General features: G+C 58.3%; 14 protein-coding genes. 7 read left to right on the plus strand and 7 right to left on the minus strand.

What is annotated here, in order from left to right; genetic code table 11:
* Together paaB and paaA are read right to left on the minus strand one after the other, a co-directional pair.
* The gene (paaB, locus tag AQ981_RS02815) at positions 1-288 is read right to left on the minus strand and encodes a 1,2-phenylacetyl-CoA epoxidase subunit PaaB (RefSeq protein ID WP_058910217.1); all 288 of its coding nucleotides are present in this window, start codon (positions 286-288) and stop codon (positions 1-3) included.
* Positions 289-300: 12 nt separating this feature from the next.
* Positions 301-1,236, minus strand: a complete 936-nt coding sequence (gene paaA / locus AQ981_RS02820) for a 1,2-phenylacetyl-CoA epoxidase subunit PaaA (RefSeq protein WP_058910218.1) — start codon at positions 1,234-1,236, stop codon at positions 301-303.
* Positions 1,237-1,521: 285 nt separating this feature from the next.
* Between paaA and paaZ the strand changes: the two genes are divergently transcribed.
* Both paaZ and tynA read left to right on the plus strand, forming a co-directional pair.
* Positions 1,522-3,567, plus strand: coding sequence for a phenylacetic acid degradation bifunctional protein PaaZ (paaZ, locus tag AQ981_RS02825; protein WP_058910219.1), 2,046 nt, complete (start codon positions 1,522-1,524; stop codon positions 3,565-3,567).
* 193 nt (positions 3,568-3,760) lie between these two features.
* On the plus strand, positions 3,761-6,037 hold the full coding sequence (gene tynA, locus AQ981_RS02830; protein ID WP_058910220.1) for a primary-amine oxidase: 2,277 nt from the start codon (positions 3,761-3,763) through the stop codon (positions 6,035-6,037).
* Between the two features lie 174 nt (positions 6,038-6,211).
* On the opposite strand, the gene AQ981_RS02835 is transcribed toward tynA, so the two are convergent.
* On the minus strand, positions 6,212-7,711 hold the full coding sequence (locus AQ981_RS02835) for an aldehyde dehydrogenase family protein (protein ID WP_058910221.1): 1,500 nt from the start codon (positions 7,709-7,711) through the stop codon (positions 6,212-6,214).
* Between the two features lie 274 nt (positions 7,712-7,985).
* Here AQ981_RS02835 and uspF point away from each other — a divergent pair, with 274 nt between their 5' ends.
* Together uspF and feaR are read left to right on the plus strand one after the other, a co-directional pair.
* The gene (gene uspF, locus AQ981_RS02840; RefSeq protein WP_058910222.1) at positions 7,986-8,423 is read left to right on the plus strand and encodes a universal stress protein UspF; all 438 of its coding nucleotides are present in this window, start codon (positions 7,986-7,988) and stop codon (positions 8,421-8,423) included.
* Between the two features lie 311 nt (positions 8,424-8,734).
* On the plus strand, positions 8,735-9,634 hold the full coding sequence (gene feaR / locus AQ981_RS02845; protein WP_058910223.1) for a transcriptional regulator FeaR: 900 nt from the start codon (positions 8,735-8,737) through the stop codon (positions 9,632-9,634).
* Here the strand turns inward: feaR and AQ981_RS02850 are convergent, their stop codons facing one another.
* From AQ981_RS02850 to AQ981_RS02860, 3 genes are read right to left on the minus strand one after another with little or no spacing between them, the layout of a single operon-like run.
* Complete coding sequence (locus AQ981_RS02850; protein ID WP_058910224.1) at positions 9,635-9,958, minus strand: YdbL family probable chaperone protein; 324 nt, start codon at positions 9,956-9,958, stop codon at positions 9,635-9,637. It lies immediately after the preceding gene.
* 12 nt (positions 9,959-9,970) lie between these two features.
* On the minus strand, positions 9,971-10,162 hold the full coding sequence (locus AQ981_RS02855) for a YnbE family lipoprotein (protein ID WP_058910225.1): 192 nt from the start codon (positions 10,160-10,162) through the stop codon (positions 9,971-9,973).
* Entirely contained in the window at positions 10,159-12,801 is a 2,643-nt protein-coding gene (locus AQ981_RS02860; protein ID WP_058910226.1) for a YdbH family protein, read from the minus strand. Before AQ981_RS02860 ends, AQ981_RS02855 begins: the two co-directional genes overlap by 4 nt.
* 210 nt (positions 12,802-13,011) lie before the next feature.
* Here AQ981_RS02860 and AQ981_RS02865 point away from each other — a divergent pair, with 210 nt between their 5' ends.
* Complete coding sequence (locus AQ981_RS02865; RefSeq protein WP_058910227.1) at positions 13,012-14,001, plus strand: 2-hydroxyacid dehydrogenase; 990 nt, start codon at positions 13,012-13,014, stop codon at positions 13,999-14,001.
* Between the two features lie 89 nt (positions 14,002-14,090).
* On the plus strand, positions 14,091-14,519 hold the full coding sequence (hslJ, locus tag AQ981_RS02870) for a heat shock protein HslJ (RefSeq protein WP_058910228.1): 429 nt from the start codon (positions 14,091-14,093) through the stop codon (positions 14,517-14,519).
* Here hslJ and AQ981_RS02875 read toward each other — a convergent pair.
* A complete protein-coding gene (locus AQ981_RS02875; protein ID WP_058910229.1) occupies positions 14,513-14,779 on the minus strand; it encodes a putative hemolysin in 267 nt (88 codons plus the stop codon). The genes hslJ and AQ981_RS02875 overlap by 7 nt on opposite strands.
* Positions 14,780-15,221: 442 nt before the next feature.
* Between AQ981_RS02875 and nifJ the strand changes: the two genes are divergently transcribed.
* Positions 15,222-18,752 carry a pyruvate:ferredoxin (flavodoxin) oxidoreductase gene (gene nifJ / locus AQ981_RS02880; RefSeq protein ID WP_058910230.1) on the plus strand — a complete coding sequence of 1,177 codons (3,531 nt, stop codon included), beginning with the start codon at positions 15,222-15,224 and terminating at the stop codon, positions 18,750-18,752.
* Positions 18,753-19,055: the final 303 nt, after the last annotated feature.

Raw genomic sequence — 19,055 nt, forward strand, 5'->3', positions numbered from 1 at the left:
TCACATGTGCTCAATGCCATCGGGGATGGTGTAAAAAGTCGGGTGGCGATAGATCTTGCTCTCGGCGGGGTCGAAAAACGCGCCGCGGTCTTCCGGCTGGGAGGCGACAATCTCGCTGGCCTTCACCACCCAAATGGAGCACCCTTCGTTACGCCGGGTATAGGCGTCGCGGGCATTTTCCAGCGCCATGCTATCGTCGGCGGCGTGCAGACTGCCAACGTGACGGTGCGCTAACCCTTGTTTATTGCGCACGAAAACTTCGTACAGCGGCCAGTACACTTTGCTCATATTCACTCCTTATCAGGCCGCATTCCGGGCCCGTTGTTTTTCGGCATACGCGAGCGCCGCTTCACGCACCCACGCCCCGGCTTCCCAGGCTTTACGCTTAGCCGCCAGCCGCTCTTCATTGCAGATCCCGCGCCCGGCCACCACGTCGTTAAATTCCTGCCAGTCGATAGCGCCGAAGCGGTAATGACCGGTCTCTTCATCCCGGACCAGATCGCTATCCGGTACCGTCATCCCCAGCGCCTCGACCTGAGGAACGGTGTTGTCGACAAAGCGCTGGCGCAGTTCATCGTTGGAATGGCGCTTGATTTTCCACGCCATACTGCGCGCGCTATTGGGCGAGTTGTCATCGTTGGGGCCGAACATCATTAGCGCCGGCCACCAGAAGCGGTTGATGGCGTCCTGCAGCATCTGGCGCTGCTCTGCGCTCCCGTTAGCCAGCGCGATACAGGCTTCATAGCCCTGGCGCTGATGGAAACTCTCTTCCTTACAAATTTTCACCATCGCCCTGGCGTAAGGGCCGTACGAGGTGCGACACAGCGCCACCTGGTTAACGATGGCCGCGCCGTCCACCAGCCAGCCAATCACCGGAATATCGGCCCAGGTCAGCGTCGGGTAATTGAAGATCGAGGAATACTTCATCTTTCCCTCAAGCATCTTTTGGTAGATGTCTTCCCGGGTGCAGCCCAGGGTTTCCGCCGCGCTGTACAGGTACAGTCCGTGGCCGGCCTCATCCTGTACTTTGGCCAGCAAAATCGCCTTACGGCGCAGGGTCGGCGCCCGGGTTAACCAGTTCCCCTCCGGCAACATCCCCACCACTTCCGAATGAGCATGCTGGCCAATCTGGCGAATCAGCGTGTTGCGGTAGGCGTCGGGCATCCAGTCCTGCGGTTCAATGGCTACCTCCCGGGCAACCCGGTTTTCAAAATGGCGTTGTTGTTCATCACTCACGGCATCACCTTTATGATTCCTTAAAATATTATTTTAGATAAAAAACGAATCACAACATGATTTAAAAGTTACAGATAAGTTAACAAAAAAGACAAATTATCAGCGTTGTTTATGTGACCACATTCACAGCAAATATCACAAATCACTTACAAAACAGTCAATTATTTATAAGCAAACAAACCAAGCATCCATCATTGTTAATAAAATATTAAAATTAATCTTGATTTTAGTGATTCATAAAATAACAATTCATGAAAATTAATGTAGCTATAGACGAGGTGGAAAATGCAGCAGTTAGCGAGTTATCTCAGCGGTACATGGCAGTATGGCCGCGGCGGCGAAAGGCTGATCCATCACGCTGTAAGTGGTGAAGCGCTCTGGGAAGTCACCAGTGAAGGGCTGAACATGGCGGACGCCCGGCGCTATGCCATCACTCAGGGTGGTAGCGCGCTGCGCGCCATGACCTTTATCCAGCGCGCCGCGATGCTGAAAGCCGTAGCGAAGCATTTGCTGGCGGATAAAGAGCGTTTTTATGCTATTTCGGCCCAGACCGGCGCCACCCGCGCCGACAGTTGGGTGGATATTGAGGGCGGAATCGGCACCCTGTTTGCCTATGCCGGGATGGGCAATCGCGAACTGCCGGACGACACGCTGTGGCCGGAAGATGAACTGATTACGCTATCGAAACAGGGGGGATTTGCCGCCCGCCACGTCCTGACCTCAAAATCCGGCGTCGCGGTACATATCAACGCGTTTAATTTTCCCTGCTGGGGAATGCTGGAAAAACTGGCGCCCACCTGGCTGGCTGGCATGCCGGCCATCATCAAGCCCGGTACCGCCAGCGCCCAGCTTACCCAGGCGATGGTGCAATCGATTGTCGACAGCGGGCTGGCGCCGGAAGGCGCGATTAGCCTGATCTGCGGCGGCGCCGGCGATCTGTTAAGCCATCTGGATGAGCAGGACGTGGTCACCTTTACCGGTTCCGCCGCTACCGGCCAGAAGTTGCGCTGCCACCCCACTATCGTGGCGCGATCGATCCCCTTTACCATGGAAGCCGACTCCCTGAACTGCTGCGTGCTCGGGCAGGATGTCACAGAAGATCGACCGGAATTTGCGCTCTTCATCCGCGAAGTGGTGCGCGAAATGACCGCCAAAGCCGGGCAGAAATGCACCGCTATCCGGCGCATTATGGTGCCGGAGGCGATGGTGAGCGCCGTGAAGCAGGCGCTGATCGCCCGGCTGAGCGCGGTACGCTACGGCGACCCGTCCCGGGAAGGCGTGAAAATGGGCGCGCTGGTCAGCGTCGCCCAGCGCGAGGACGTACAGCAAAAAGTCAATGCCCTGCTGGCGGCCGGCTGCCAGGCGCTGCTCGGCGGACAGGCCGACAGCACCCAGGCCGGCGCTTTCTTTCCGCCCACCTTACTGTTCTGCCCGCAGCCGGATGAAGTGGCGGCAGTGCATGAGCTGGAAGCCTTTGGTCCGGTCGCCACGCTGATGCCCTACCGGGACAGCGAGCATGCCATGGCGCTGGCCCGCGCCGGCCAGGGGAGCCTTGCCGGCACCCTGGTCACCGCCTGCCGGGAAACCGCCCGCGCCTTTATCCTCGGCGCGGCGCGCGCTCACGGGCGCATCCAGATCCTCAATGAACAGTCCGCCGTTGAATCCACCGGCCACGGCTCGCCGCTGCCGCAACTGGTACACGGCGGACCGGGCCGCGCCGGCGGCGGCGAGGAGCTGGGCGGACTGCGGGCAGTGAAGCACTATCTCCAGCGCACGGCGATTCAGGGTAGCCCGACGATGCTGGCGGCTATCAGCCAGCAGTGGGTACGCGGCGCCCAGGTCCACGAAGAGGCGCTACATCCGTTCCGCAAGTACTTTGAACAATTGCAGCCCGGCGACAGCCTGCTGACCGCCCGCCGCACCATGACCGAAGCGGACATTGTCAATTTCGCCGGCCTGAGCGGCGACTATTTCTATGCCCATATGGATAAGATTGCCGCGGCGGAATCGCTGTTTGGCGAGCGGGTGATGCACGGATATTTCGTGCTTTCCGCCGCCGCCGGGCTGTTCGTGGATGCCGCTCCCGGGCCGGTCATCGCCAACTATGGTCTGGAAAATCTGCGCTTCATTGAACCCGTGAAACCTGGCGATACTATTCGGGCGCGGCTGACCTGTAAGCGCAAAACCGTTAAAGCGCAGAAATCCCCCGAGGATATCCCCACCGGCGTGGTGGAATGGTCGGTGGACGTCACCAATCAGCACCAGCAGACGGTGGCGCAATATTCCATTCTGACGCTGGTCGCCCGCCGCGAGGGGGACTACCCGGCCTGAGCAGGCAGCGGCGCAGCGGATATTCCCCGACGGGAATATCCGCTTTTTTATGGCCGCCACTCAACATGGCAAACCTGACAAACCACCTGGCAGAACCAGACAAACCGGCTTCTTCTGTGCGTTGCTATGGTGGTAGCGCATAAAAAGTACGGCGCCAACGCCGTCGACAACCACCTAACAGCAGAGGTCTACAATGGGAAAACAACCTGTTCGCCCGGCGGGTAAAACCGCGCTGGCGCTGGCTCTGGCGGCTTTTATCTGGCAACCCGATGCGCTGGCCCACGGCGGTGAAACGCATCTGGTGCCGATGGAAAAAACCCTGCAGGCATTCGGAGCCGATATTCAGTGGGATGACTACGCACAAATGTTCACGATTGTCAAAGACGGCGCTTATGTGAAAGTGAAACCCGGCGCCCAAACCGCGATGGTGAACGGTAAAGCCCTGCCGCTGACAGTGCCGGTGGTGATGAAAGAAAACCGCGCGTGGATTGACGAAGGGTTTATCAACGAGGTATTCCAGTCCGGGCTGGATCAGACGTTTCAGGTGGAGAAAACGCCACATCCCCTGAACGGCCTGAACGCCGACGAGATCCAGCGCGCGGTACAGGCGGTTAAAAACGCGCCGCAGTTTAAGCCCGGCCTGCGCTTTAGCGAAATATCCCTCCATGAACCGCCGAAAGCTGCGGTCTGGGCCTTTGTGCTGGAAGGAAAACCGGTCAGCGCATCGCGCAAAGCCGAGGTCATCATGCTTGACGATGTCCACGTTATCGAAAGCGTGGTGGATCTGGACAGCAACCAGGTTCTTTCATGGACACCGATCGACGGCGCCCACGGCATGGTATTGCTTGACGATTTCGTCAGCGTACAGAAAATCATTACCAGCAGCAGCGACTTCGCCGCCGCCCTGAAGAAACACGGTATCAACGATCCGCAAAAAGTGATCACTACGCCGCTCACTGTCGGGTATTTCGACGGCAAAGACGGGCTGAAACAAAACCAGCGGCTACTCAAGGTGGTCAGCTATCTGGATGTCGGCGACGGCAACTACTGGGCGCATCCGATCGAAAACCTGGTGGCGGTGGTCGATCTTCAGCAGCAGAAAATCATCAAAATCGAAGAAGGTCCGGTGATCCCGGTGCCCCTCCCCCCGCGCCCCTGGGATGGCCGCGATCGCACCGCCCCGGCCATTAAGCCGCTGAATATTATCGAGCCTGAGGGGAAAAACTACACTATCAGCGGCGATACCATCCGCTGGCAAAACTGGGAGTTCCATCTGCGCCTGCACTCCCGGGTGGGGCCGATGCTCTCCACCGTTACCTGGAACGACGGCGCTAAAAAACGCCAGGTGATGTACGAAGGATCGCTGGGCGGGATGATTGTCCCCTATGGCGATCCCGATATCGGCTGGTACTTTAAAGCCTATCTCGATTCCGGCGATTACGGCATGGGCACACTGACCTCATCGATCGCCAGAGGGAAAGATGCGCCGGAAAACGCCGTGTTGCTGGATGAAACCATCGCCGATTACAGCGGCAAGCCGACCACCATTCCGCGAGCGATAGCTATTTTCGAACGTTATGCCGGCCCGGAGTATAAGCACCAGGAACTGGGCCAGCCGAACGTCAGCGCCGAACGCCGCGAACTGGTGGTGCGCTGGATCAGCACCATCGGCAACTATGACTATATCTTTGACTGGGTATTCCACCAGAACGGCACTATCGGCATTGACGCCGGGGCGACCGGAATCGAAGCGGTGAAAGGGGTTCAGGCCAAAACCATCCACGACCCCAGCGCTCGGGAGGATACCCGCTACGGTACGCTGATCGACCATAATATTGTCGGCACCACCCACCAGCATATTTATAACTTCCGCCTCGATCTGGATGTCGACGGCGTCAATAACAGCCTGCTGGCCATGGACCCGGTCGTGGAGCCCAATACCCGCGGCGGACCGCGCACCAGCACCATGCAGTTAAAGCGCTACCCGATCACCAGCGAACAGCAGGCGGCGCAGAAATTCGATCCCGGCACCATTCGGCTACTTGCCAATCCGGGCAAAGAGAACCGCATGGGCTACCCGGTAGCCTACCAGTTAATTCCTTATGCCGGCGGAACCCACCCGGTTGCAACCGGGGCGCAGTTCGCGCCGGACGAGTGGATTTACCACCGGCTGAGCTTTATGGATAAACAGCTGTGGGTTACCCGCTACAGTCCGGATGAACAGTACCCGGAAGGGAAATACCCGAACCGCTCCACCCATGACACCGGGTTAGGCCGCTATGTGAAGGATAACCAGACGCTGGAAAACAGCGATACCGTGGTGTGGATGACCACCGGGACCACTCACGTGGCGCGCGCCGAAGAGTGGCCGATCATGCCGACCGAATGGGTACACGCGCTGCTAAAGCCGTGGAACTTCTTTGATGAAACCCCGACCCTGAATCTGTCAGGACGTCCGGCGGAGAAATAACCCCCCGCGCCCCGCAACGGGGCGCATAACGGATTGCTGTTTGCCGTACGGTTGTAGACAGCCGGCACGTTAGCGTCGCCAGCCGGTAAACACCCCAAAAATGATAAGGCCCAAAAAATCGATTTTTGGGCCTTGTCGCTTGCCAGTATTACGTCCGTTAGCCGGCGCGGGAGCTTAAAATCTGACGCAGACCGACTTGGTTTCACAGTAGGCGTCCAGCCAGTCGGGGCCGAAATCACGACCGGTGCCAGACTGCTTAAGCCCGCCGAAGGGCAGATTGGCGTCAATCAGCGTATGGCTGTTGACCCATACCGTCCCCGCCTGCAGGCGCCGGGTATATTCCATCGCCTGCGCCAGACTTTGCGTCCAGACGCTGGCGGTCAGCCCGTAATCGCTGTCATTGGCCAGCGCCAGACCTTGTTCAGCATCGTCGACGCGAATCAGGCTCACCACCGGGCCGAAGACCTCTTCCCGGTACAGACGCAGCGTGGGATCGGGATTCACCACCAGCGTGGGCGCAATATAGTAGCCGCCGTTATCCGGCCCGGTATCGCCGGCAATCAACTGCGCGCCGCGCTGCTGCGCATCGTGCAGAAATTCAGCCACCTTTTGCTGATGCCCGCGGGAGACCAGTGGGTTAATGTGGTGCGCCGGATCCATACCCGCGCCGACTTTCAACCCTTTGACCGCCTGTTCAAAACCGCTGACCAGGGTGTCAAAAAGCGGCGCTTCAATATAAATGCGCGAACTGGCGGCGCACACCTGACCCTGGTTAAGAAAGCTGCCGGTCATCAACCCTTCAATTACCTGCTGCGGATCGGCATCTTTCAGCACCAGCGCCGGATTTTTCCCCCCCAGTTCAAGGGTCAGCCGGGTTAGCCGGTCCGCCGCGCCGCGGGCAATCTGTTTACCGGTCGCCGTCGATCCGGTAAAGCTGATTTTCGCCACCCGTGGATGGCTGACCAACGCCGCGCCGCAGACGCTGCCGCGCCCGGTCACCACGTTCAGCACCCCATCAGGAATGCCGGCTTCGCTCGCCAGCTCGGCAATGCGCAACAGGGTCAGCGGCGTGGTTTCCGAAGGCTTTATCACTATTGAACAGCCCGCCGCCAGCGCCGGCATGATTTTCCACATCCCGATCATCAGCGGGAAGTTCCACGGCACAATACCGGCCACCACCCCGACGGGCTCTTTGCGGGTCCAGGCCTGGTAGCGGGCGCCCGCGGGCAGCGGTATCGACAAATCAAGGGTCTGGCCGGTGATTTTGGTCGACAGGCCTGCGGCATAGCGCATCCAGTTCAGGGTACAGCCCAGCTCAAAAGCCCGCGAAATGGCAATCGATTTGCCCTGCTCGAGAGTTTCCAGTTGCGCCAGTTCTTCGCCGTGCTGTTCCACCAGCGTGGCAAAATGAAGCAAAATGCGTTCTCTTTCCGCGGGCAGACAATTTGCCCACACGCCGGCGCTGAACGCCTGCCAGGCGGAAGTCACGGCGCGATCGACATCGCTGGCGCTGGCGTCGGCGCTACTGGCCAGCGGCTGTCCATCAGCGGGGTTAAAAATATCCAGACGATCCGCGCAGTCCGATTCCTGCCACGCACCGCCAATGTAGAGACCATGGCGGCGATCGAGGAAGCGCCGCACGCTGTCCAGTACGGTGACCTGTGTTTGTGACATAACTGCTCCTTATTACCGGGTAACCCGTAGAAAGGGTAGTCTACGCCGGCGCGGCAGCGGCGATTTTCGGCTGCGTGACAATCATTTTGCCAGGCGTGACAGTCCGCGCGTTAAAAACCACCGACCTGCCATCCGGGAAAAATCATAAAGTTTGAACTCAACGCGGTTTATTACCCAGAGGTATGGCATAAATTTGAATCCCGTCACTTTATATAAGTTACCCATCGTCACTACACTACATATAAGCGCTTAAACGGACAGACAGGAGGTTTTTATGTATCGCACGATTCTGGTACCGATCGATATTTCTGATGCCGCCTTAAACGAACAGGTTACCTCCCACGTCGAATTACAGGCTGGCCTGGAGAATTCTGCGCGCGTTCATTTTCTGACGGTGATTCCGACCTTCCCGTATTATGCCGCGATGGGCCTCGGTTATTCGGGAGAAAAGCCGGATAAAGAAAAATTCAGAACCGAAGCCCTTGCTCAACTCGATGAAATTATTAAAAAATTCAACCTGACGCCTGAGCAGACTGAAAAGCATATTGTCAGTGGTTCACCAAAAGATGAAATACTTAAGCTGGCGGATGTCATTCACGCCGATTTGATTATTATTGCCTCCCACCGCCCGGGAATTTCCACTTATTTACTGGGGTCAAACGCCGCCGCAGTGGTGCGCCACGCTAAATGTTCAGTGCTGGTAGCCCGTTAATTTATCGCCAGTAACCGCTTCCGGGGTGGGCGCTACCCGCCCCGGAAATATTTTTTGCAGAGAACAGGAAAATAAATTCCCGCCCGTTGTTGATCGCTGCCGCAAAAATCGATTCTGCGCGACGGCAGGCTATAGCGAAAGGCGCCGTTTATTTATACCTTTTGTTTTTCATCTGCCGATGGAATGCGCCGTTAATACCGCGACAGCGAAGCACTATTGATATGCATTTCTTATCCTTAGCGCTGTCGCGCTTGCCCCGCGCGCCCATCATGTAACAATATTATAACAACAGTCCTGTACAGGAGAGAGTCGTGAATCTGATACAACAAAACGACTTCGCAAGCTGGCTCAGCCATATCAATCGCGCCTGCGGCCCGTTTGCCGCACGCCCGCTGGCAGGCCCGTTTCACGGTGACCTGGAAGAGTATCAGGCCGGCCAGTTAAAACTCAGTACCGTGACGGTCAGCGCCGCCAATCTGTATCGCAGCGCCCGGGAAGTGCGCCAGCACGCTGGCGACTGGTTTTATACGGTTTTTCAACTGGCCGGAGAGGCGGTGATGGAGCAGGAAGGCCAACAGGCGCTGCTGCGCCCCGGCGATCTCACCCTGATTGACGCCGCCCGCCCCTGTTCATTCACCTGGCAGCAGCCGGCGCAGCAGATTTCGCTGCTGCTGCCGCGAGCGGCTTTCGAGCAACCCTGCCGCAGTGTCGCCTGCGCCCGGCGATTGAGCGGCAGTCTGGCGGTAATCAGGCTCAGCCATCAATTACTGGCGGAGAGCCTGCGCGATACCACGCTGACCGCGCAAGAAAGAGAAGCGGCGCTGGAAGCAGTGATCTGCCTGCTGCGCCCGGCGATTCAGGCGCGCGACCTGCCCGTCAGCCGCCGCGAACGCCTGTTTCAACAGGTGATGGCGCTGATCGATGAGCAGATTCAGTCGGAGCAGTTGCGCCCGGAGTGGATCGCCAGCGAGTCCGGCATGTCAGTGCGCAGCCTGTACCGTATGTTTGCCGAAAACGGGCTGGTGGTGGCGCAGTACATTAAGCATCGCCGTCTCGATTTTTGCGCCCGCGCGCTGCGCGACGCCAGCCCGGAGGAGAAACTAGCCGCCATTGCCTGGCGCTGGGGGTTTACCGATCACAGCCACTTCTCAACCGCCTTTCGCCAGCGTTTCGGCGTTTCCCCTGGCGAGTACCGTAAACGCCACCAGTAGCTATTTTTTCAGCCACTGGCCGTTAATGCCGCGCACATACTCACCCGGCGCGGCGCGTTCCACCAGCTTTTGCCCGGCCAGCTTCGCCACGTCATCCACTGAAATATTGTTTTGTTGCGCCAGTTGCCGGTAGTGTTGCGCCCGGGCGGCGTTGATTTGCTCCACCAGCGCCAGGGTTTCCGCGTCCTGACGCAGCGGCGCCAGGTATCCGGAAAGCGTTTCGCCAACCCGCCCCTGCTGGCGGGCATCGCCGAGAGTCAGCGCCCGGGCGCCGCCGCTCACCAGAAGCGCGCCCAGCACCAGCGCTGTTAACAGTCTGTTCATCCGCCCCTCCGCTTAAAACAGGTCGCTGCGGTTTTTGAGCAGTGTCTCCACGTCCTTATCCACCTTGACGCTAATCTCATGCTCAATTTTCACATTCATATTGATGGTGATCGGCTCTTTCGGCGCCGCCACTTCAATACGCGGCGTACAGCCCGCCAGCCCCAGCGCGCCTGCTGCCATCAGGACAGCGATTGGTGATTTCATTTTTGTTCCTCACATCCTTCGCCGGCGGTCAGACAGCGCCCGCCCGGTAATGCCATATGCTGTTCAAGCCACGACTGTAAATTGTCACCAAAGCGCAGACTGCGCCACAGCATGAACAAATTCTCCTGGTGCCGGTAATTCAGCTTCACCGTATTACTTTTCCCTGCAACGTGGCTGGTGCCCTGCAGTGATGCCGTCATGGTCAGCATGCCGAGATTATCCAGATTAATCGTGGTCCAGGAGCGGGATATCTCCATATAGCGCAGCCAGTTTATCGCCGCCCCCGCCGCAATATTGTCCCGCACGATAGCGTCGGCCATGTCTTTATCCAGCCGCAGCGTCAGCGGCCCCGGACTGGTCAGCCAGCCGTCTTTGATAATCCACTGCGGGTTATCGAGCCATAGCGGCAGCGCGCCGTTAATCCGCCCCGAAAGGGTGAACTGTTTGGGATTAATGGCGCTGATAAGCTCGCTGGAGGAGATATTCTCCAGCCGCAGCAGAGCGGCGTCGCGCTGGGGCATCCGCAACTGCTGCATACGGATCCTGCCGCCCAGTACATCGACGCTGACATCGCTGAGCAGCAGCGGCTGCGATTCGCTCCACGGATACCAGCCCTCAAGCTGCAGGGTCAGATTCTTCGCCACCGCCTGACTGCGAATTTCCGCCACTTTCAGGCTTACCGGACCGCGGGTGCCGAGATGCCAGGTCCCGTCGCTGAAGCGGAATGGCAGAATAAAATCGACCCCGCTCACCGAATTGTCCGGCATCCAGACGCTACCGTCTTTCACCACCCCGTGGCCGCCGGCCTCAAAACCCTGCCCGGCCGCGGCGGAAAACGCCACCTGAGCGTAAAACGTGCCGTCATTAAGATCCATCTTCCAGTCTGCGGGTAGCAGCGGTTGAAAGACTGATAGTGTCTGGCGCGGCCACCACGCTTCACCGCGCAGTCGCTCGCTGTCCCAGCGGCCATGGACCCGAACCGGACCAATCTGGTCGGCATTCAGCGCGCCTTTGAACTGGAAAAAGCCCGGATCGCGTCCCTGAACGCTGAACTTCAGCGTTGAGGGCGGCAGCACGCTGCCGCCGGTAAAGCGGGTTTCCCCGGCATCCAGCGACAGCGCGCCGCTGAACAATGGCTGCGCCGCATCCCGCTGCCAGCGTAGCGGCGCTTCCAGCGCCAGTCGCGGGCTGTCGACGGTCATTGAACCGTACTGCAGCCGATTGAAACCGGTGGACAGCGCGCTCAGCTCAATTGTCTGATCCTGCCACTGCCCTTTGCCCGCCACATCCCAGTCGGCCTGCATCGGCGCAAAACGTCCTTTCCCCCAGTAGCGCCACTGCCACAGGCCGCTGTCCGGCAGGAAATCCCGCGCCTGACCGTCAAGATGGAGTTCAAAAGCCCCCAGTTGGTTCTCGTGAGCGCGCAGAATCGCCTGTAACCGGCCATTGATACCGTTCTGATTCACCCGCACGCCAGCCAGCGGCCAGCGCACTTCATCAATATTGAGGGTATCAATGACTTTACCCCGCGAACGCAACAGAGATCCGGGCTTAAAGATCAGTTGCGGGTCGGCCAGCGATCCACGCAGATCGGCGAACAGCGTGGCATAGAAGGTAAGCTGCTGCTCTTTGGCTTCCCCGGACAGTTGCAGAGGCAGCTCGCTGTCGGTCAGGCTCAGCTTACCCGGGCCGAAGCTGAGTACCGCGTTACCCTTCCCGGCGTCGCCCTGAGTCAACACATTCAGACGTCCGCTAATTTGCGCCAGCTCGAGCCCCTGTTGCCAGTTATCCACTCTGACCCCTAAACGTCCGCTGAGGGGCAGCGCTTCATACGGCCAGCTCCAGCGACCATCGCTGATTTCCAGACGATCGGCGCTGACCGTCCACGGGAGATCCAGCAAGGGGTCCGGAGTATCGGGACTGCCGATAATCAACTGGCCGCGGTTGCGCTGCCATTCCAGTTCAAGGTCCACCAGTTGCGGCTGCTGCGGAATATGCAGTTGCCCGTAAACTTTACCTGCCACTGGTAATCCATCCGGTACCAGCGGCAAAGTGAGGTCCCCGGCGAGACTGACCGGCTCTTGTCCCGCCAGCAGGCTAATATTAAGTGTCCTGATGGTCAGCGCCCGGGCATGCAGTTGCGCTTCCAGGGTCAGCTTCTCCCCCTGGTAGTTTATCTGCTGGCGTTGTTCGGAAAGCGCCAGGTTGAGCGCGCCGGCATACTCCTGCCACGGCGCGATCTCCAGGCGGTCGATGCGCACCCAGCTACGCGGCAGCATACTCTGCCATTGCGCCAGAGTGCGCGGCGCCGTACCGTCATCGGCGCCGGAAGGTAATTGAGCAAAGCAGTCTGTATTCAGTGTCAGCTTAGCGACCCGGAGCTGCCAGCGGCTGGGACGGCTCAGGGTAGCGTCGGTGACCTTCGCCAGCTCACAGTCCCCGGCCAGATAGCGAAGGTCGGGGAATACCACCTGGCGCAGCGACAGACGCGGGCTGCTGTCCAGCGCGATACGCGTTCCCTGGGGGAGCCACAGCCCCGCCAGCCCGGGCAGCCAGTATCCCAGCGTCACCACCAGCGCCAGCGGCAACAAAATCACAATCAGCAGTAGCGCAATAGCGGCTTTATATTTACCCTTCATGGGCAGGGAATATCCTGATTCAGCAATGAGTTAAGCCGGACAAAGGCCACATTGTGGCACGTTTGCCTCATCGGGTGAAGTTGCCACCTGCTTCTAAGCGTAGTTGACCTAAAATTAATCATCATGGGTGATGGATTAAATAAATTTTTAGAAATTGCCAGAAATTTTTACGAGTGCTAATTTGATAACAAAATAACTGGAGAAAGTCTTATGAAACTGGCGATATACAGTACAAAAAGCTACGACAAAAAATATCTTGAGCATGTTAACCAGGATTATGGCTTTGAATTAGAGTTTTTTGACTTTCTGTTAAGCGAAAAAACCGCCAAAACCGCTCACGGCTGTGAGGGGGTGTGTATTTTCGTCAACGATGACGCCAGTCGCCCGGTGCTGGAAGAGTTGCAAAAACAGGGGGTGAAATTCATTGCCCTGCGCTGCGCCGGCTTTAATAACGTCGATCTTGATGCCGCCAGAGAGCTGGGGCTGCGGGTAGTGCGCGTGCCGGCTTATTCGCCGGAAGCGGTGGCGGAACATGCCATCGGCATGATGATGTGCCTGAACCGTCGCATCCATCGCGCCTATCAGCGTACCCGCGACGCTAACTTCTCGCTGGAAGGGTTAACCGGGTTTACCATGCACGGTAAGACCGCCGGGGTCATCGGCACCGGGAAAATCGGCGTCGCGGCGCTGCGCATCCTGAAAGGTTTTGGCATGCGTCTGCTGGCGTTTGATCCTTACCCGAGCGCCGCAGCGCTGGATATTGGCGTGGAATACGTCGATTTGCCGACGCTGTTTGGCGAGTCCGATGTGATTTCACTGCACTGCCCGCTCACCAAAGACAATTACCACCTGTTAAATCGCGACGCCTTCGCACAGATGAAAGACGGCGTCATGATCATCAATACCAGCCGCGGCGGATTAATCGATTCCCAGGCGGCGATCGAGGCGCTGAAAACCCAGAAAATCGGCGCGCTGGGCATGGACGTGTATGAAAATGAGCGCGACCTGTTCTTTGAGGACAAGTCCAACGATGTCATCCAGGACGATGTCTTCCGCCGCCTGTCCGCCTGCCATAACGTGCTGTTTACCGGGCATCAGGCTTTCCTGACCGCCGAGGCGCTGATCAATATTTCGGAAATTACGCTGCAAAACCTGCGCCAACTGGAAAGCGGCAGCGATTGCCCGAACGCACTGGTCTGAGTTTTAGGAATAAACCTCAAGACATCCCGCCGGGTGGCTGCCACACTCGGCATGATACATTGACGATATCAATATCTTATGGAGAAGTGATGAAAAAACTGGCCGCGTTAATGCTTGCCTCAGTCGCCCTGAGCGGATGTGCTCAATCCGGTTCACCCTCAGCGGTGACGGCGCAGCAGTTGCAGCACCACCGCTTTGTTCTGGAAAGCGTCAACGGCGCTGCGCTGGCGACCCCTCAGGGGAACAAACCAGAAATCAGTTTTGGCGAAAATATGCACGTTTCCGGCAGCATGTGTAACCGCTTCACCGGCCAGGGCGCCCTGGCCGGTAACCAGTTGACCGTCGCCGGAATGGCCAGCACCCGGATGCTGTGCGCTGACCCGCAGCTCAATCAACTGGATCAGGTGATCGGCGAGCTATTGACTAACGGTGCGACCATCAGTCTTGCACAGCAAAGCCTGACTCTGCAAAACGGTCAACATACTCTGGTATATAAACTGCAGGACCTGGTTCAGTAACTCCCGCAGGCTCCGGCGGCAAGCGCGTTTTCACTGCAGCGCTTGCCGTTGGGCAATGCGCACATCCCGGTTGCCGTACCGTCCAGTTGCCGGGCCACGCTCGGTGTTCCCCCCACCATCGCGCAATTCGCCTCTCCCTGGCTGGACATTACCGCCCTGAGCCCCGGCGCCACATGAGCGGCCGTCGCCTGCTGAGGCGGTTCACTACTACAGGCAGTTAATAACAGTGCGACACATCCAACAAAAAAACCTGCGCGCATGGCATCCTCTCCTCTGAAAACAAAAAACAGCAAAACTTATGCATCATAGGCCAGCGTGGCGGCAGGCGTCGAGGGCAAGGCAGCGATTATTTATGCACTGAAACACATTTTTATGATCATTCTCATCCTGAATACCACGCACTGTGACAGTGTCACGTATAAATTATAATATCTTCATCATATAACAGGCAGATAACGGGTAGAATGCATACATCGATTTAGCGGGATAACTCTCTGGCGTATGCCGCCGAAACGGCAAAAAATCAGGCAAAAATACCACCCGGCGGAATTCTGTCTGCTCCCGGCGCCCGCGATCATCACACAAAAGCGAAAATCCCCTTAATTCCCCTTTGCTAAAATGAGTTCAGGTCAGGTTGATTATTTCAGGGCTCAGCGTAAGCCAATGGGCCTTTTTTAAATTTGTGCAATGTAAGGGTGTCTTATGATTACTATCGACGGCAATGGCGCGGTCGCTTCTGTGGCGTTTCGCACCAGTGAAGTGATTGCCATTTACCCGATTACACCAAGTTCCACGATGGCGGAACAGGCCGATGCCTGGTCTGGTGACGGCCTGAAAAACATCTGGGGCGATGTCCCGCGGGTCGTGGAAATGCAGTCGGAGGCTGGCGCCATCGCCGCCGTTCATGGCGCCCTGCAAACCGGTGCGCTGTCAACATCGTTTACTTCATCGCAGGGACTGTTGCTGATGATCCCCACGCTGTACAAACTGGCCGGGCAGTTAACGCCGTTTGTCCTCCACGTGGCGGCGCGCACTGTCGCCACCCACGCCCTGTCGATATTTGGCGACCATTCCGATGTGATGGCGGTCCGCCAGACCGGCTGCGCGATGCTGTGCGCCGGCAGCGTCCAGGAAGCTCAGGATTTCGCGCTGATTTCACACATCGCCACCCTGAAAAGTCGGGTGCCATTTATCCATTTCTTTGACGGCTTCCGTACCTCCCACGAGATCAACAAAATTGCCCCGCTGGCGGACGACACCCTTCTTGAACTGATGCCGCAGCCGGAGATCGACGCCCATCGCGCCCGGGCGCTGAACCCGGAGCATCCGGTGATTCGCGGTACCTCCGCCAACCCGGATACTTACTTTCAGTCCCGGGAGGCCACGAACCCATGGTATAACGCCGTTTACCCGCATGTTGAACAGGCGATGAACGATTTCGCCGCCGCCACCGGCCGCCAGTACCGTCCTTTTGAATACTATGGCCATCCGCAGGCGGAACGGGTGATTGTGCTGATGGGTTCCGCCCAGGGAACCGCTGAGGAGGTGGTCGATCACCTGCTGGAGCGCGGGGAAAAAGTCGGCCTCCTGAAAGTGCGCCTCTACCGCCCCTTCTCGGCTCGTCATCTGCTGGAAGCGCTGCCGGACCCGGTACGCACGGTGGCGGTGCTTGATCGAACGAAAGAGCCCGGAGCGCTGGCTGAGCCGCTGTATCTTGATGTCATGACCGCGCTGGCGGAGGCGTTCAGCCGCGGCGAGCGGGAAGTGATGCCGCGGGTTATCGGCGGTCGCTACGGACTGTCTTCTAAAGAGTTTGGTCCGGCCTGCGTGCTGGCGGTATTCCAGGAACTGGCGCAGCCGCAACCGCAGCCGCGCTTCACGGTCGGCATCTATGATGATGTCACCAACCTGTCGCTGGCGATGCCGGCAAACACCCTGCCATCCCGCGCCCGGCTGGAAGCGCTGTTCTACGGACTGGGGAGCGACGGCAGCGTATCCGCCACCAAAAACAACATTAAAATCATCGGCAATGCCACCCCGTGGTATGCCCAGGGATATTTTGTTTACGATTCGAAAAAGGCCGGCGGCCTGACGGTTTCCCACCTGCGCATCAGCGAACACCCGATTAACAGCGCATACCTGGTCGATCAGGCTGATTTTGTCGGCTGCCACCAGTTACAGTTCATCGACAAATACCCGATGGCGGAACGCCTGAAACCCGGCGGTATTTTCCTGCTCAATACCCCCTATGCGCCGGATGAAGTCTGGTCGCGTCTTCCTCAGGAAGTTCAGGGGGAGCTCAATAACCGCCAGGCGCGCCTGTATGTGATCAATGCCGCCAGGATTGCCCGCGAATGCGGACTGGGCGCCAGAATCAACACCGTGATGCAGATGGCGTTTTTCCATCTGACGCAGATCCTGCCCGGCGACAGCGCCCTGCAGGAGCTACAGGGGGCCATCGCCAGAAGTTACAGCAGCAAAGGCCAGGAGCTGGTGGAGCGCAACTGGCAGGCGCTGGCGATGGCCCGCGAACAGTTGTCCGCCGTCCCGTTACAGCCCGTCAGCGACGACAGCCACCATCGCCCGCCGGTGGTTTCCGATGCCGCCCCCGACTTCGTGAAAACCGTCACCGCCGCGATGCTGGCCGGCCTCGGCGACGCGCTGCCGGTATCGGCGCTGCCGCCGGACGGCACCTGGCCGATGGGCACCACCCGCTGGGAAAAACGCAATATCGCCGAAGAGATCCCGGTCTGGAAAGCGCCGCTCTGTACCCAGTGTAACCACTGCGTCGCCGCCTGCCCCCATGCCGCCATACGCGCCAAAGTCGTGGCGCCGGAGGCAATGGCAGACGCGCCGTCAGCGCTACAATCGCTGGACGTTAAGTCCCGGGATATGCGCGGCCAGAAATATGTCCTGCAGGTGGCGCCAGAAGACTGCACCGGCTGTAATCTGTGCGTCGAGGTCTGTCCGGCCAAAGACCGCCAGAACCCGGATATTAAAGCCATTAACATGATGTCGCGCCTCGAACATGTGGAAGAGGAAAAAGAGAATTACGACTTCTTCCTCAGCCTGCCGGAGATCGATCGCAGCAGTATTGAACGCATTGATATTCGTACCTCCCAACTGATTACTCCGCTGTTTGAATATTCCGGCGCCTGCTCCGGCTGCGGTGAAACGCCGTACATTAAACTGCTGACCCAGTTGTACGGCGATCGGATGCTGATTGCCAATGCCACCGGCTGTTCGTCGATTTATGGCGGCAATCTGCCCTCCACTCCGTATACCACCGATGTGAACGGTCGCGGCCCGGCATGGGCTAACTCGCTGTTTGAAGATAATGCCGAGTTTGGTCTTGGCTTCCGTCTGAGCGTCGACCAGCAACGCCAGCGGGTGCTGCGCCTGCTGGAACACTGCGCTTCGCAGTTGCCGCCCGGTCTGCCGGAACAACTGCGCGCTGATGCGCCGGTCGAACAGCGCCGCCAGCAAATCAGCGCCCTGCGCCAGCATCTGGCGACATCGCAGGATCCGCTCGCCCGCCAGTTGCTGGCTGACGCCGATGCGCTGGTGGATAAATCTATCTGGCTGATCGGCGGCGACGGCTGGGCATATGATATCGGTTTCGGCGGTCTCGACCACGTACTGAGCCTGACGGAAAACGTCAATGTGCTGGTGCTGGATACCCAGTGCTATTCCAACACCGGCGGCCAGGCCTCCAAGGCGACGCCATTAGGCGCAGTCACTAAATTCGGCGAACACGGTAAGCGTAAAGCGCGTAAAGATCTTGGCGTCAGTATGATGATGTATGGCCATGTCTACGTTGCACAGATCTCTCTCGGCGCCCAGCTTAACCAGACGGTGAAGGCGATTCAGGAAGCCGAGGCTTATCCGGGACCATCGCTGATTATCGCCTACAGCCCCTGCGAAGAGCACGGTTACGATCTGGCGTTCAGCCACGATCAGATGCGCCAGCTCACCGCCACCGGCTTCTGGCCGCTGTATCGCTTCGATCCGCGCCGCGCCGATGAGGGCAAACTGCCGCTGGCGCTGGATTCCCGGCCGCCATCCGACGCGCTGGCCGATACGCTGATGAATGAGCAACGCTTCCGCCGTCTGAACGCGCAACAGCCGGAAGTGGCCCAGCAGTTGTGGCAGGACGCCGCTGCCGATCTGCAAAAACGCTACGACTTCCTGGCGCAACTGGCCGGTAAAGCGGAAAAAACCGCCAGTGAATAACCCGCCGTAAACAAGGTTGATGCTGGTCACTGTACGTGACCAGCATTCTTTCCCGGAATATTGCCGCTTCACCAGCCCTGTCGCCACCTCTGCCTCGTTCTTCCGTACCAGACGCCTTCGGCACAACAGCCCGATCTCCGGCTTACGATGCAATTCGCTCAAATTTAAATCGCTTTTATCGAGCTATTACCGCTATAAAAACCGAAATTTAGTTATCCCGATCACGCCCTGCAACATCGACACTTACGCCAGTCGGTTACAAACAATAAAATTTAGATATAAATTGTTACAACCAAAAGAGGA

This window comes from Entomohabitans teleogrylli (assembly GCF_001484765.1).
Classification (GTDB): domain Bacteria; phylum Pseudomonadota; class Gammaproteobacteria; order Enterobacterales; family Enterobacteriaceae; genus Entomohabitans; species Entomohabitans teleogrylli.

Coding starts and splice junctions, on each gene's coding strand:
- paaB (WP_058910217.1), bottom strand. CDS start 288: ATGAGCAAAGTGTACTGGCCGCTGTACGAAGTTTTCGTGCGCAATAAA.
- paaZ (WP_058910219.1), top strand. CDS start 1,522: ATGCAGCAGTTAGCGAGTTATCTCAGCGGTACATGGCAGTATGGCCGC.
- tynA (WP_058910220.1), top strand. CDS start 3,761: ATGGGAAAACAACCTGTTCGCCCGGCGGGTAAAACCGCGCTGGCGCTG.
- AQ981_RS02835 (WP_058910221.1), bottom strand. CDS start 7,711: ATGTCACAAACACAGGTCACCGTACTGGACAGCGTGCGGCGCTTCCTC.
- uspF (WP_058910222.1), top strand. CDS start 7,986: ATGTATCGCACGATTCTGGTACCGATCGATATTTCTGATGCCGCCTTA.
- AQ981_RS02850 (WP_058910224.1), bottom strand. CDS start 9,958: ATGAACAGACTGTTAACAGCGCTGGTGCTGGGCGCGCTTCTGGTGAGC.
- AQ981_RS02855 (WP_058910225.1), bottom strand. CDS start 10,162: ATGAAATCACCAATCGCTGTCCTGATGGCAGCAGGCGCGCTGGGGCTG.
- AQ981_RS02860 (WP_058910226.1), bottom strand. CDS start 12,801: ATGAAGGGTAAATATAAAGCCGCTATTGCGCTACTGCTGATTGTGATT.
- AQ981_RS02865 (WP_058910227.1), top strand. CDS start 13,012: ATGAAACTGGCGATATACAGTACAAAAAGCTACGACAAAAAATATCTT.
- hslJ (WP_058910228.1), top strand. CDS start 14,091: ATGAAAAAACTGGCCGCGTTAATGCTTGCCTCAGTCGCCCTGAGCGGA.
- AQ981_RS02875 (WP_058910229.1), bottom strand. CDS start 14,779: ATGCGCGCAGGTTTTTTTGTTGGATGTGTCGCACTGTTATTAACTGCC.
- nifJ (WP_058910230.1), top strand. CDS start 15,222: ATGATTACTATCGACGGCAATGGCGCGGTCGCTTCTGTGGCGTTTCGC.